The 13,821-nt window shown below is 52.6% G+C and carries 14 protein-coding genes; 3 read left to right on the top strand and 11 right to left on the bottom strand.

Annotated elements, in window-relative coordinates; genetic code table 11:
• The first annotated feature begins 32 nt into the window (after positions 1-32).
• Positions 33-977 carry an ABC transporter substrate-binding protein gene (locus tag FFI61_RS14805; RefSeq protein ID WP_227714941.1) on the top strand — a complete coding sequence of 315 codons (945 nt, stop codon included), beginning with the start codon at positions 33-35 and terminating at the stop codon, positions 975-977.
• Positions 970-2,913, top strand: coding sequence for a response regulator (locus tag FFI61_RS14800; RefSeq protein ID WP_200371414.1), 1,944 nt, complete (start codon positions 970-972; stop codon positions 2,911-2,913). Before FFI61_RS14805 ends, FFI61_RS14800 begins: the two co-directional genes overlap by 8 nt.
• A gap of 54 nt (positions 2,914-2,967) precedes the next feature.
• On the opposite strand, the gene gorA is transcribed toward FFI61_RS14800, so the two are convergent.
• The 11 genes from gorA to gspE form a co-directional block, all read right to left on the bottom strand.
• Positions 2,968-4,329, bottom strand: coding sequence for a glutathione-disulfide reductase (gorA, locus tag FFI61_RS14795; protein ID WP_200371412.1), 1,362 nt, complete (start codon positions 4,327-4,329; stop codon positions 2,968-2,970).
• Positions 4,330-4,355: 26 nt separating this feature from the next.
• Entirely contained in the window at positions 4,356-5,018 is a 663-nt protein-coding gene (locus tag FFI61_RS14790) for a GNAT family N-acetyltransferase (protein WP_200204665.1), read from the bottom strand.
• Between the two features lie 55 nt (positions 5,019-5,073).
• On the bottom strand, positions 5,074-5,604 hold the full coding sequence (gspM, locus tag FFI61_RS14785) for a type II secretion system protein GspM (RefSeq protein ID WP_200371410.1): 531 nt from the start codon (positions 5,602-5,604) through the stop codon (positions 5,074-5,076).
• Positions 5,605-5,608: 4 nt separating this feature from the next.
• On the bottom strand, positions 5,609-6,913 hold the full coding sequence (gspL, locus tag FFI61_RS14780; RefSeq protein WP_200371408.1) for a type II secretion system protein GspL: 1,305 nt from the start codon (positions 6,911-6,913) through the stop codon (positions 5,609-5,611).
• 2 nt (positions 6,914-6,915) lie between these two features.
• Entirely contained in the window at positions 6,916-7,926 is a 1,011-nt protein-coding gene (gspK, locus tag FFI61_RS14775; RefSeq protein WP_227714940.1) for a type II secretion system minor pseudopilin GspK, read from the bottom strand.
• Positions 7,927-7,932: 6 nt separating this feature from the next.
• On the bottom strand, positions 7,933-8,658 hold the full coding sequence (gspJ, locus tag FFI61_RS14770; RefSeq protein ID WP_200371406.1) for a type II secretion system minor pseudopilin GspJ: 726 nt from the start codon (positions 8,656-8,658) through the stop codon (positions 7,933-7,935).
• Positions 8,655-9,056: a type II secretion system minor pseudopilin GspI gene (gene gspI, locus FFI61_RS14765; protein WP_200371404.1), complete on the bottom strand. Its 402-nt coding sequence runs from the start codon at positions 9,054-9,056 to the stop codon at positions 8,655-8,657. Before gspI ends, gspJ begins: the two co-directional genes overlap by 4 nt.
• Positions 9,053-9,592, bottom strand: a complete 540-nt coding sequence (gene gspH / locus FFI61_RS14760; RefSeq protein WP_200204670.1) for a type II secretion system minor pseudopilin GspH — start codon at positions 9,590-9,592, stop codon at positions 9,053-9,055. Before gspH ends, gspI begins: the two co-directional genes overlap by 4 nt.
• A gap of 3 nt (positions 9,593-9,595) precedes the next feature.
• Complete coding sequence (gspG, locus tag FFI61_RS14755; RefSeq protein ID WP_200204671.1) at positions 9,596-10,042, bottom strand: type II secretion system major pseudopilin GspG; 447 nt, start codon at positions 10,040-10,042, stop codon at positions 9,596-9,598.
• 84 nt (positions 10,043-10,126) lie between these two features.
• Positions 10,127-11,338 (bottom strand): type II secretion system inner membrane protein GspF, encoded by a 1,212-nt coding sequence (gspF, locus tag FFI61_RS14750; protein ID WP_200371400.1) that lies wholly within the window; start codon positions 11,336-11,338, stop codon positions 10,127-10,129.
• 3 nt (positions 11,339-11,341) lie between these two features.
• A complete protein-coding gene (gspE, locus tag FFI61_RS14745) occupies positions 11,342-12,850 on the bottom strand; it encodes a type II secretion system ATPase GspE (RefSeq protein ID WP_200204673.1) in 1,509 nt (502 codons plus the stop codon).
• A 256-nt stretch (positions 12,851-13,106) separates the two neighbouring features.
• Here gspE and FFI61_RS14740 point away from each other — a divergent pair, with 256 nt between their 5' ends.
• Positions 13,107-13,760, top strand: coding sequence for a type II secretion system protein N (locus FFI61_RS14740; protein WP_200371392.1), 654 nt, complete (start codon positions 13,107-13,109; stop codon positions 13,758-13,760).
• The last annotated feature ends 61 nt before the right edge of the window (positions 13,761-13,821 follow it).

The raw sequence follows: 13,821 nt of genomic DNA, 5'->3' as shown, positions 1-13,821 counted from the left end.
AACAAAAGGGGCAAGTCATAAGACGCGCAGCAATGCAGGCAGCTAAGTCCCTGACTGCAACTGCGTTGCTTTGCACCCTGATAGCAGCCACCATTTTCTCCGCCACCCCTACTGCCCTCGCCCAAGACCCTTCACCCGTGTATCTGGCCAGCTCTGGAAACCTGGCTCTGGATAGTCATATCCAAGGCCTCCTTGAACAAACACTCGGCGGACAGCACCAACTGGTGCCTGTTACGGACGAACAAGCGGCGCAGACTGACGACGGCCCAATTGTCACCTTGGGGCCTGGTGCATTTTCACGAATACGACAAGTGAACCGTCAAGCCCCTGTGTTAGCTCTGCTCGTAGAGCCAGATTTCCTGGGCGGGTTCGCTCGCCGCTCATCAGGGCAGATTTCCGGTATCTACCACGGTGCTCCGTTACTCAGGCAAGCACTTATTGGCAAAGCTATTCTCCCTCAAGCTACGCGTATCGCATTGATTGCGACTGCTGGTACGGCAGAGCTATACGATACGCTCATTGATGAACTTCCAGCTTACAACCTCGAGGCACAACTTTTCGTAGTGGATGATGACAAACAGCTCATCTCTACACTTAACAGAGCGCTAAGCTATGGCGATTTTTTGCTGGCTGCGCCAGACCGCACAATCTATAACCCCAGAACCATGAAGCACGTTCTGCTTACAGCCTATCGCCGAAACAGAATTGTGATAGGTCCGAGCCAAGCTTATGTCAAAGCGGGTTCCCTTGCCTCTGGCTACGCATCCTTCCCCGCCATGGTAGAGATGGCAGGGGGGCATCTACAGACATTCTTCGAAACCGGAAGGTTTCCAGACCCGGGTTATCCTCCCCAATTTCGGGTTGATATCAACGAACAGGTTGCTCGCTCACTGAACATTCCACTGGCTACACAAGAGCAGATCATCCAAAACGTAGAACTACGCTTAGACAGCCATGGAGGACAAGGTGATGAGTAAGCAGCCCATCAACACGCCTTTGGCTCGCAAGCTCCTACTACTAGGTGCGCTCCCTTCCGTCGTGATGTTCATTACCTTCATGGGCTTTTTTACTTCCGCCCGTCTGGATGACGCCAGGCGCGATCTCTCGGACAGCAATCAGCTCCTGGCTGATACCTTGGCCCCTTCTCTGGAATACGCCGTTGTATCCGGCAACACTCAGGCGCTGCAGGAAATACTTTCCCAGTCGATCCGGCACAGCAGGGCAGACTGGATTCGCGTGGTGGACGTGACCGGCGAACAGATCGGTTACGTCAACTCCCTTGACAGCGAACCCGGGGATAAGTCGAGCGAATTTCAGATATATCAGGCAGAAATACTGCAGAACCCTCTGGAATTTGAAACCGATCGCCCAACGCTGTGGTTTGAGCCCGAGTTTGGCCTCAGTTCCGGAGCGCTGCGGGTCGGCACAGTTATGGTTGGTGTGAGTAGCAACGCCCTGATAGAACGACGAAACGATATCCTCTGGTCGTCGCTAACGGTAGGCTTGTCTTTATTGCTATTCAGCATTCTGATCATAAAGCATACGTTGAATACGATTCTCTCCCCGATTACTGAGGTGTCGGGACGCATCAATCGCCTTATCGAGGGCGATTATCGCTTGAGCAAAGTGAACAGACGTAAAAATTCCCGGGAGTTGGTTGCGATTGAACAGCAGTTAAACCAACTGGCCGAGCATCTTGAATCATTGAAAGCTTCGAGAGATCAGACACTGGCGATATCTGAGCGGGCCCGTGAAAAAGCGGAAACCGCAAGCCAGGCAAAATCCGAGTTTTTGGCAACAATGAGCCATGAACTTCGCACTCCGTTAAATGGAGTCCTGGGCATGATAGATCTTGTTCAGGAAGAAACCCTGAGCCCGAGGCAGCGTGATTTTTTGAAGACCGCAAGGCAGTCAACGGAAGACCTCTTAACAGTTATCAGCGACATTCTTGATTACTCCCATATGGATAGCGGCGGTATCGTGGTAGACCATCAGCCGTTCAATCTGCACACGCTTGTTACAAATTGCGTTGCATCGTATCGCCACTTGGCAGAAGAACAGGGATTAGCATTAACCCTTAACTTTTACGGGGACTGGCCCGAAACACCTATGGTAAAAGGGGATGCACCCCGGATTCGTCAGATTCTCGCGTGCCTGCTTGATAACGCAATCAAATTCACCACCGACGGTTTTGTTAACGTACAGCTAGGGTGCTTTGGAGTTGAGGACGGCTGCATCATTATCAACTGTTCCGTTAGCGATTCGGGAAGCGGTATTCCCAACGGCCGCGTTACAGACATGTTCAGTACTTTCCAACAACTCGAGGGTGGAGATGCCCGAAGTTTCGGTGGCGCCGGTATTGGGCTGTCTCTTGTTCAAAGGCTGGTGGAGCTACTCGGTGGTCATATCCAGGTGGAATCACATCATGGGGAAGGCTCGTCATTTCGATTTGAGTTACCTCTTGAAGTCGCCTCTACAGCAACCTTATCAATTGAACCTGAATCTGTATTACATGTGGAGACACCTCTTTCCAGGCGTGCCTTGGTCGTTGAGGATAACCCGGTAAACCAGCGGGTGGCGGTAGCACTGTTAAATCGTCTTGGATTTGATACGGAAGCCGTCACCAACGGGCAGGAAGCATTGGAAAAAGTTCATGCCAGCCACCAAGGCTTTGATGTCATCCTCATGGACTGCCAGATGCCAGTCATGGATGGCTATGAAACGACACGCTATATCCGGGAATGGGAGACTGCTAACGGTGTTGGCAGAACGCCAGTAATTGCACTAACCGCAGATGTTCTGCCCGGCACGAAACAAAACTGCCATGAAAGTGGCATGGACGACTACCTGTCCAAACCTGTACGGAAGGAAAATCTTCGGGAAGTGCTGGGGCGCTGGGTAACACTGCTGTGAGCAGCCCGAAAAAACAATCGGTATATAAGCCCGTCCCTGGGCCCATGGTATCTATCAGGCGACTGGCTCCCGCATGGTGACGAATTCTTCTGCGGAGGTTGGGTGAATGCCAATTGTTGAATCAAACTGGGCTTTGGTTGCGCCAGCCTTGATGGCTACGGCAAGCCCCTGAGTGATTTCACCTGCATCTGCCCCCACCATGTGTGCCCCCAGAACCCGATCTGTTGCGTCATCAACAACCAGTTTCATCAGGCAGCGCTCTTCACGGCCACTGAGTGTGTATTTCATGGGGCGGAACTCTGAGCGGTAGATTCTCAAGGTATGCCCTGCTTCGCGCGCCTCTTCCTCTGTCAGACCCACTGTGCCGATATTTGGCTGGCAGAAAACCGCAGTCGGGATTGCGGTGTAATCCATCTCGCCCTTTCCGTCTCCGAACATTCTGCGGGACAGAACCATAGCCTGTGCAAGCGCTACCGGCGTTAACTGTGGCGTACCAATCACATCGCCCAGAGCGGTTATTGAAGGCACAGAGGTTTGGAAGTAATCGTCTACAACCACATGCCCAGAGGCATTAAGTTCGACGCCCAACTCAGTAAGGCCCAAGCCATCAACCAGCGCCCTTCTGCCCGTTGCCGCCATCACAAGACCAGTCTCCATGACCTCGCCATTACTGAGTTTGACTCGGTAGTGGGAGTTTTCAGGCTCAACAGATTCAATTGTTACGCCAAACTCGAGCCGAATGCCCTTCTTGCGCATTTCCTGTTCAGTAAATTTGCGCACATCGTTGTCAAACCCACGAAGGAACAGATCGCCCCGATAAAGGAGCGTTGTCTCCACACCAAGGCCTGCAAGAATACCGGCGAACTCAACTGCAATGTAGCCACCGCCCCAAACAACAGCCTGTTTGGGCAGTTGCGGCAAATAGAACATTTCATTCGATGTAAGAATGCTGTCCTTACCTGGAATATCAGGAACAACTGGCCAGCTGCCCGTTGCAACAGTTATGTGCTTGGTTGAGTATTCCTTATCACCTACGACAACCGTATTCGGATCCTTGATAGATGCGGTGCCTTCAATGATGGTAACGCCAGCATTCTCAAGCAGGCGGCCATAAATTCCGTTGAGTCTTTCAATTTCAGCATTTTTGTTGGCGACAAGTGTTGGCCAGTCAAAGCTGACGCCGTCCATCGGGATATCCCAGCCATAACCTGCTGCATCCTCAAGGTCGTCGCGAACATGAGCCCCATATACAAACAGCTTTTTAGGCACGCAACCAACGTTAACGCAGGTGCCGCCAAGATAACGGGACTCAACTACAGCTACTCGCGCTCCACGCCCGGCAGACATACGCGCAAGGCGCACTCCGCCGGAACCGGCACCAATCACAATCAGATCATAATCCAGGCTGTCAGACACGTTGTCTCCTGTTGCATATTACGGCGTTAATTTTGGTTAGCGGCAACCTTGGCTTCCGGATGGATCTCGCGGAACAGTATGTGATCCTCAAAACCTCCAACACGGAGTTTTCCCAGGCTGCGGAAGCCTTCAGATTCATAAAACGGCAGATAACGACTGTTTCCCGTATCGAGGACCAAGCCTGTTCCACGAGGATTTTCTGCGCACAAACGTTGAACGGCTTGTAGCAAGAGCCGCCCGTACCCACGATTCTGGTACTTGGGGTTAACCCCCATCAATGGCAACTGATGAGCCAGTGGCTGAGGTAACATTGCACGTATCCTTTCGTGATAGTGCAGGTATCTGCGAGTAGAGGCAAAACCTGCAGTCAGAACCATGCGAATTCGCCAGCTAAACTGGTTCGCCAGATTCAACCTCAGATCCGGATCGCCGATAAACGCCACAGCGACCAAGGTATCATTAACCATCACGCCGACCGATTCCTGATTCAGATCAAAGTACAAATCAACAAGCTCACGAACGGTTGCCCGAACGCGCTGCTTATAACCGGGTTTACGATGATTAAACAGGTATTGGAACGTTGGCTCATCCCGGTAGGCATCATACAGAATCGATCTGGCTTCATTCAAAGCACTGATGTCTAACCGAACAATAACCGGATCCGACTCTTTTTTGTTATCGCCACTCATATTTTTGCTCCTGCCCCTGTCCGGCGAGACCACTCCGGAACCAAGTTATTCAGAATCAGATTGCCAATGTCAGGCGAACAGACACCTTGCCTGGCTCGTTACCACGATCCAGCGCAGCCTGGTCTATCACAACCCCGTGTTTGCCATTGAGCATTTCTAGCCATGCCGCAACGTCTGAGTAAGGAGCGGCTTCCAACCAAACCCGAATGGCGCTGTCACCGCTAGGTTCAAAGCGCTGCAGCGTAAGGCCGGAATCCCTAGCCGAGCGGGTTACCAAGCCCATCAGTGCGCGGCCATCGGCCGGTACATCTCCGGAGGTTGCTGCCGGTTTACTGCCACTGCTGCCCAAGCGTCGGATAACTGGCTCATTGGCTTGAATCCAGGCGACCAATTCGGAAGCATTCTCTTTACTGGCAGCCGCTTTATCGTGAAAGCTGGTAACCGGACTCCAAATTGCGAAATACAGAATCCCGAGAAACACAGCAATCGCCAGAACCACAAGCGCCTGCTGATCACGCTTGGGAAGTTGATCGTACTGTGCAATCAGTTTTCCGACGGCGGGCTGTTCTTTCAGTTTCGTTAGCATGGCCTTAGCCTCCGGATACTGTGAGGCGGCCACGGGCGCCACTGGATTCGTTCACCACTGAGCCTATTTTGGCATCCAGTCCCTGACTCGCAAGGCCATTTCTGAGTGTGCTCAAGCGATCGTAGCTATCTGCCCGCACATCAACCACCAATTCCCCTCGAGACTGACTGTAGTTAATGGAATTAAACGTCACCGTACCTGTGCCTGCAACATTGGAGTATTGCTGGCCGGTGTACTTCATCAGAGTGACAAAGTCAGCACCCGGGCCGTCTGAGCCCGCCATGCGTAACTGGCCTTCAATTACCCGCTTTACATTACCCGCGTGGGTTCTTCGGTCCTGAGGAAATGCACTCCTGTATACCGACATGGCCTGCTGCCGCATTTGGTCAGCTTGTTTCTGGTAGTAAAAGCCCATTCCGGCTTCCAAAGCCAACTGCACAACAAACCAGACTGCCGCGACTGCAATCAGGGGCTTCCAGGGCTTCAACGGACTTGCTTTGCCGCCTTTTACCGAGAAATCACGCTGGCACAGGTTGATGGGGCGACACAAGTGGTGATGGTGAGCGTGGGCAAGCAACTCCAATGGCATCAGTTCCAGCGATTCACGGCGAACGGACAGTCGCCCTGGCACCATGATTTCACCGAGCACAGCCTGCTGTTCGTCAAATTCAGTATCAGTGCCATAGATGACCACGGGGACTTCAGCAACCACGTCTTCAGAAGGTGGCATTGCCAGGGTCTGTGCAAACATTCCAAGGTTGGCCGACTGCATGCTCAGCCACTCCCCACGGAAGCTGGCCATCATTGCCGACTCTCCATCAAGGCAAATAGACCATCCTTCTTCTGTAACCGGGAGCAATGCGGCATCGGGGTATATGGCATCGAGCCTGGTGTGGGGCCAGCCCCTGAAAAGTTCCAGCCATTGGGCCATTCTGTCCCGATCAATCGCTGCGACCCTGTACCCCTCTTGTGTGTGCATGCCCAGCGCCAGATGCACACTGTCTATATCCTGGGCTATCTGCTCTTCTACCGCATAAGGCAGGGCCTGGTTAATAAACCGGCTTTGCTTGGCAGGAATATCCGCCAAACAAAACAGGGCTTCATCACCTGGAATGAGCCCCACAAGCAAAACATCGTCAAGCCCGTTCTGACTCAACGTCTGTTCAATGGTACTACGAAAATCACGGCTACCCTGTGCCTGTGCATCACCACCGGCATCATAAAGTACCCAGTTGAAGAGGCGTTCTTCCGGATTTTCTCCAGAGTCCGCAAAGGGCGCTAAGGGTCGCACGTAAAGGCGGTAAGACATGGTTATCCTTCCGAGATGGTGTAGGGTTCTTTGGTAATTCGGTTCTTCTGTCCGGTATCCCTGTGAACCGTCCGGACAATCCCTTCCTGATTACGGAAAACTGTACTCACCATATTTACAACACGGTTATCGTAGGTAATCCGTGAAACAACTTCAAAAAAACGGGTTTGCAAACCCAATCCCACGGGCTTCAGGCCAGATGCGGCAAGCTCCGGGAGTGCGAGAAAATCCTGAAGATTTTCAAATCGCTTTTCTTCACGCTTTTCAACAATAGACTCAGCCTGAGCAGACGACAATTCATCATACAGCGACATCAATACTTCGGCCGTTGCCGTGTTCACATTGATGCCCAACCCATTCACCGGCAAGGCCGTAACATGGGGGCGCAAAGCGACATAGATTTCTTCAGTCATACCTTCTATCAAGCGAAGTTCAGACACGCTCACAAAAGGCTGGTTTGCCGCACGGTAACCTGGCTCTGCCATAAGGTATTGCCCGTCTTCTGCGCCATAGGCACTGATTGTCTGGTCGTCAGGATCTACCCAGTCAACCAGGGCATCCGCAGAAATGCCTGTAATGCCCAGCGCCACAAGCAAACGGGCAAGGCGGTCTTTGGTTATCGGATCCACCTGCCCCTTACCAATAACCAGATCATTCAGGTTAATCCGTCCTCCAAGGTCGTCTATCTGCACCTCTGCTACGCCATTGTTATCGAGGGGCAGGATAGCGGCGTTCTTGGCCCAGAATTCATCCAGGCTGTCGACCATCAGGTTATCTTCTTTATCTTCTTCAAAATCCCTCACCAGAATCTGCCTGGCGAATGCTTCCGCACCCAAGGCAATACTCTGGCCTTGTTGCTGTGCCAGGTAATGGCCGGCTTTGAATACCCGCACATTTTGTTGCTGGCTCATTCCGGATGCCAGCATGACCACCAGGGCCATGGCGAGCAGGACCATAATCAGCGCAACACCCTGCTGGGTGTTCGGGCCCGAATCATAGGAGTGCATAGTCATAGCATTCTACCCCCCTTGCCCCGACGTGCCCGCAGCTTCTTCTTCAGCTGCTTTGTCGTTCGCCTGCTTCAACTGGTCCAGAAGACCCTGAGCACCTTCAAGATCGAAGTCGGGCAGCACAAAGGTTCGCACGATCTCACCAAAACGCTCGTGCTCCAGGGTGATTTCTATCGCTAGAGGAAAGGCTATTTCCGGACGTGTACCGGGGCTTAACGAAGCCATGGCTTGTTCCGGGGGCCATTCCGGCTCCCAGCTGTTCTGATCGTTCATAAACCGCAAATCAAAGGCGGTAACGCCATCCAGAAGCAGGAGGTCCTGGCTGTTGTCCTCCTGACCCTGGTCCACAGTAGGCCAATAACGCCGCCGCAGTTCACTGCCTGTATATTCCCAGCCAACCCGCTGCAAGCTACTGCGCCTTATCCCGAGGGGATTACGCCAACCCTGCCGGGTCAGCATAAGGGAAAAATCATCTTCGCGACTCGTTAATGCCGGCTTGAAATCACCGTAGATATCTCGTGCGGATCGGTTAACAATCTGCATGATATCCCGCTCCATAAGGAGCATGGCCCTCTGCAGGCCATCGAAGCTTTCGGAAAGCTCATCCACGCGATCTCGGGAAGCGATCACATTATTTAAAACCTGCCAGACGCCGATGCCGATAACCGCAGTGATGCTTATGGCTACCATCACCTCAAGAAGCGTAAAGCCCCGCAGGCCCTTAACGTCTCTCATTTTTGGCCTACGAAAGCAGAGAGCGTATGGACCGGGTAAGACTTTGAACTACCGTCCCGGTAACGAGCAACTTCAACTTCTACACGGCGCATTTTAGGTTCGGCGGTGGCCATGACTTTCGTGGTCACTTGCCAGCGGTAAGGGCCGTAGTCTCTATCTTTAGAGTTCTCGGATATGCCTGGCAGGCTTTTATCCAAGCGAATTTCGTTCATGCGATTGTCGGCTAGCCACCCGGCAAGGGTTTTGTCCCGGATGCGCTCATAGCTGGAGATGTACTGACTGGCCACCTCCGCTGAAGCGGTTGCGATCAGGCCGAACACCAGCAGTGCGATCATCACTTCAATGAGAGTGAAGCCTTTGCCGTAATTCGGGAGCTTGGCATGGGTGTGAGGCCTCATCGGTCGCTACCCTCATCGCCGGGTTTGCGCCACTCGATGGGAGAAATGCCATCCGATGCCAAAATGTGGGTGTAGTCCGTCTGGCTACCAATGGTGAACTCAAGTTCAAAAGGCGTGGTTTCGCCACTGGAGAAAAACACCAGATCGGGCCTTAGTTTGTCCTCAACGGACGCCAGCCTCGGTGCGTCACTCTCGATAAACCGGGTGGCAACCAACCAATCTGGGAAGTCTCTGGCTCGGAATATACGCTCCCCTGTAGCTTTCCAGTCGCCGGATTCATCCTGAAACGCAACAAACTGATAACCGTTTTCTTCAAAGAGCAAACCATGCTCGAGATTATTCAACACTGCCTGTTCTGATGCGGTCTGCATTAACAGGTATAGCTCCCGCACTTCATTTTGCAGCTCACGCTGCTGGGAGTTCCCTCCCATGGTAAAAACCGCCAGAGCAGCAAGCAGGCCCACAAGAACCAGGACAACAAGTATCTCAATCAGCGTAAAACCGCTGTCGTTGTTTACTGGCCCTGTGCGCCTCATCAATTAATTGCCGATATTCGATACGCTGATGTCTGCAGCGTCGCCGTCACCGCCGTCCTGACCATCAGATCCTTTGGAGTAGAGGTCGTAGGCGCCATCCCTGCCCGGGCTCACGTACTGAAATTCGTTGCCCCACGGATCCATGGGTACACTTTTCATATAGCCATCGGGGTTCCAGTTCTTAGGTTCAGGGCTACCGCTCGGGCGAGATACCAATGCATCCAGGCCCTGTTGTGTGGAGGGATAATGGCTGTTGTCCAGTCGGTACATGTCCAACGCTCCCGCAAGGTTCTTCAGCTGGGTTTCAGCAATAGTCACCTTCGCCTGGTCACTCCGGCCCATAATGTTCGGCGCCACAACGGCCACCAACAGGCCAAGAATGACCATGACAACCATGATTTCGATAAGGGTGAAACCCCGGCTGGATGTTAGTTTATTCAGTTGTTTCATCGTCTTTACGTCACTCTCTTTATTTTGGTTTAAAAAGGTTAGTTAAAGCTTTGGTTTATATAGATTAATTGTCAAGCTTCAGCACTATCCGACAAGATTACTCATATTCAGTATGGGTAGCATTATGGCCATCACAATGATCAGAACGACCACGCCCATAATCAACAGCATCATGGGCTCAAAAAGCCCAACGATGGCGGCAATTTTGGCTTGCAGTGTCTTTTCCTGCATATTGGCGGTGCGCTCCAACATGCTATCCAACTCACCGCTGGCTTCTCCACTCGCAATCATGTGCAACATCATCGGCGGAAAATAGCCGGACTGATCCAATGCCCGATGCAAGGAACCGCCCTCACTAACTTTGCGGGCTGCTTCCCGTAGCTGCTGTCGTAAATAATCATTGGATAGCACCTCGCCCGCAATTCTCATGGCATCCACCAGAGGCACACCACTGGTTGTCAGGATGCTAAGTGTACTCGCATATCGGGCTGTGTTTACCCCGCGAACCATGCCGGAAAACAACGGCAAATGCAGCAGGCGTTTATGAAAACGCATCCGGAATGCCGCTTTGGTTAATGCGAAACGGAACGCCATAATCGCTAAAACCAGAAGAACAAAGACATAGACACCGTAACTGGTAAGAAATTCCGACATAGCCAACATAGCTTGTGTAAGAGCTGGCAATTCCTGGCCCTGCTTGAGAAACACATCAATGATATCCGGCACCACATATGTCAGCAGGAACACCACAATGGCAATCGCCACAAAACTCAGAATAATTGGATAGATTGCTGCCAGCTGGATTTTCTGACGCGCTTCCTGACGGTTCTCGGTGTAATCCGCCAGCCGGTTAAGTACAAGATCCAGATGCCCTGCATGCTCCCCGGCTGCAACGGTTGAGCGGTAAAGACGCGGGAAGGCTTTCGGAAATTCTCCAAGGCTATCTGCCAACGTATAGCCTTCCATGACTTTCGCACGGATGGCGATGAGCATGCTGCGGATACGTGGCTTTGCGGTTTGCTGAGCCGCAGCCGATAGCGCCTGTTCAATAGGGATACCAGACTGGATCAAGGTTGCCAGTTGGCGTGTGACCAGTGCAAGATCTGCAGCGGCTAACGAACCTCCACTGCTTAAGGGGTTAGTCGGGGTGCGCTTCTGTACGGCCGGCTCAACCGCAAGTGGTATAAGGCCCTTTTCCCTGAGTTGCTGGCGCACAGCACGTGGTGCGTCGGCCTCGACTACTCCCTGTCTTTGTTTGCCCTTTGCATCCAGGGCCTTGTATTCGTAGGCAGGCATGGCTTACTGGCCCCGGTGCGTTACACGGAGCACCTCTTCCACCGTGGTAATACCTTCCAGGATCTTTCGGACACCGTCTGAGTGAATACTCGGGCCTTTAATACGGGCTTCGCGCTCCAGATCCAACTCACCCGCACGCTTGTGAATCAAGGCGCTGATCTCCTCAGTTATTTCTACCACCTCATAAATACCAATCCGCCCGCGGTAACCCAGGTGATTACATTCCTCGCACCCTTTAGCCCGGTATATGGTTGGAGGTCTCGAAAAGTCCTGCTGCAAGAATGCACAATGCTCTTCAGTTGGTGTGTAGGCCTCGCGACACTCTTTGCACAGGACTCTTACAAGGCGCTGAGCCACGATTCCAACCAGACTTGATGAAATCAGGAAGGGCTCAATGCCCATATCCATGAGGCGTGTAATGGCGCCTACCGCAGTATTGGTGTGCAGTGTGGATAGCACAAGGTGGCCAGTGAGGCTGGCCTGGACGGCAATTTCAGCCGTTTCGAGATCCCGGATTTCACCAATCATTACCACATCCGGGTCTTGACGGAGAATCGCTCGCAAACCTCGTGCAAAGGTCATTTCAACCTTCGGGTTTACCTGGGTTTGTCCAATGCCCGGCAGGTTATACTCAATAGGGTCCTCAACCGTCAGGATATTGCGACTACGATCATTTATTTCCTGCAATGAGGCATAGAGCGTTGTGGATTTACCCGAACCCGTCGGCCCTGTAACCAGCAAAATGCCGTATGGCCGGTGAATCAGCTTACGCAGGATTTTCAAATCATCCGGGGCCATGCCCAGAGATTCCAGGTGAATAGCGCCCGCCTGCTTGTCCAGCAATCGCAACACAACCCGCTCACCACTGGATGAAGGCATTGTGGATACGCGAATATCGACTTCACGGCCTGCTACCCTCAGAGCAATCCGTCCGTCCTGCGGTACCCGCTTTTCGGCGATATCCAGCTTTGCCATAACCTTGATCCGGGAAACCAGTAAAGGTGCCAATGCCCGCTTTGGCTGTACAACCTCCCGTAAAACACCATCTACACGAAACCGAACCACCAGGCGTTTCTCATAGGTTTCAATGTGCACGTCCGAGGCACTGCTTTTTACGGCCTCAGTGAGAATCGCGTTGATCAGTCGGATTATCGGTGCGTCGTCTTCTTGCTCCAAAAGGTCTTCCGTTTCCGGTACCGAATCGGCAAGGGACGCCAAATCCATATCATCACCAATCCCCTCTACCATTTGCATGGCTTCGGCAGAGTCGTTCTGATACGCGGCATTCAGCGCATGATCAAAGTGATTTGGATCGATGGTCGTAAACCGGGCACGGCCGCCGCTGATGCGGTTGGCTTCTGCCAATGCAGAGTGAGGAGCACCGGGCCTGACCAGAATAACCGGGTTGCCTTCTTCTGAGCGCGTCAGAATTACGCCGTTGCGCTTTGCAAAGGTAAAGGGCAGACGACCCAGCGGAGCATCCTGCGGCTGAAGTTCGGTTTCTGTGGTCAAGGTTGTCCTCGTTATTATCGGGCAATCGGGGTTTTGTGCGCACGCGCACACTCTGAAACCCTTTCTGTTTTATAGGATCAGAGAAGGCTACCACAGGATATAGGCCTGCTGAATAACCCTGTACACTATACTCCCAATAAAAGACGTTATTCTGATAACCTGTGGTACTTTCAGCGTTTTCACGGCAGTGGTTCTCAGCCTGCCTTTAATGATCAACGGTATTTGGCAGCTTGCGAACGTGCATTCAGGACAATCAATGCTCTCTATAAACCCAAAGGTTCCACCCGCACTGGCCATTGTCGCAGGGTTGGCCATGGTGGGCGTTACCGCATGGCAGAGCTATGGGTTCTGGCAAACCCAAAGCAACATTGCCCCACAGGGGAAAACGGCTGTCACACAACCTCTGGAAGATAAGCGTAATACACCCAAATTACCGCTAGCATCTTTGGAACTGTTTGGCACAGCGCAAATCGGCCAGATCGAGGCTGAAGAAAGCACTGAGGATTTGCCAGAAACCAATCTGAGAATCTTTCTCCGGGGGGTTCTGGCAGCCGACGGCGAATTCCCGGGCAGCGCCCTCATCGAGAATGACAAAAGCAAAACAGATGTTTTTCTTGTGGGCGATGAATTGCCCGGCAACGCCAAACTTCGCTCTGTTCATCCAAACCGCGTAATTCTGGATCGCGGCGGAAAACTGGAAAACCTTTATTTTCCAGAGCCTGACGATCGTTCCGGTATGACCTTCTCCGCCGGTGCGGACGACCTTGACCAAGCTGAAGGTCCAGCCGAGACACCAAGCACTTCCAGCCTGCCCACCCCAGCGACGCCTGCAGCGAATGATCAGCCCCGCCGGGAAGAAATCCGCAAACGCCTTGAGCAACTCAGAGAACGTCTGCGCACCAACGGCTAGCAGATTTCCAGTGTTAGTGTTCATGGCGGCAAATGACACAACCAATGTCGCCATGGGACAG

This window comes from Marinobacter sp. DY40_1A1, from assembly GCF_016597815.1.
GTDB classification, from domain to species: Bacteria; Pseudomonadota; Gammaproteobacteria; order Pseudomonadales; family Oleiphilaceae; genus Marinobacter; species Marinobacter xiaoshiensis.
This window is presented reverse-complemented; position numbering and strand designations above follow the sequence as displayed.